Below are 594 nucleotides of genomic sequence, written 5' to 3'. Positions count from 1 at the left end.
CGGCTCAATGGTCCAAACGATCTCGTGTTTGCTGCTGATGGCCGGCTTATCTTCAGCGATCCCGGCACATACAACCCCAGCAATCCGGACCCCAGCTACATCTTTGCCGTCAACCCCGATGGCACTGCCTACCTTTCTGTCGGCTTCGACGAGCCGACCTTCCCGAATGGAGTGGCGATCGAGACGGACGGCTCGATCGTCTGGGCTGAGTCCTACACGGGTCACGTCAAGCGGCAACGCCCGGATGGCTGCGTCGAAGACCTTGGCCGCTTGCCTGGGGCTAATCCGATCCCGGACGGGCTGAAGGTCGGCGCCGATGGCCGCCTTTATGTCACAGATATTGCCGCCAACGGCATTCATGTGCTGAAGCCCGACGGTACCGCGGAAGGTTTCTTCATCTGCGGCAAGGCAACGACCAACTGCGTCTTCTCCGGAGAGATGCTTTGGGTGACAAATGCCGGCGTGCTGGCGACCGGCAGCGACCCCTCCTTCGAGGGCACGCTCTGCTGTGTGCGTGTTCCGGGGGGCGGAGGACCGACGCATTACGGTCGCATCGGCGGTAAGAAACCGTGAGTAGTTCCTCGATTATCTCGA

The 594-nt window shown here is 61.1% G+C and carries 1 protein-coding gene; it reads left to right on the top strand.

Annotated features, from left to right (window positions below; genetic code table 11):
* The coding region (locus X742_RS140245) for an SMP-30/gluconolactonase/LRE family protein (RefSeq protein ID WP_023775667.1) at positions 1-573 on the top strand (573 nt) is incomplete at its 5' end.
* Between the last annotated feature and the right edge of the window lie 21 nt (positions 574-594).

Origin of the sequence: Mesorhizobium sp. LNHC229A00 (genome assembly GCF_000502415.1) — a bacterium.
Taxonomy (GTDB): Bacteria; Pseudomonadota; Alphaproteobacteria; order Rhizobiales; family Rhizobiaceae; genus Mesorhizobium.
This window is presented reverse-complemented; position numbering and strand designations above follow the sequence as displayed.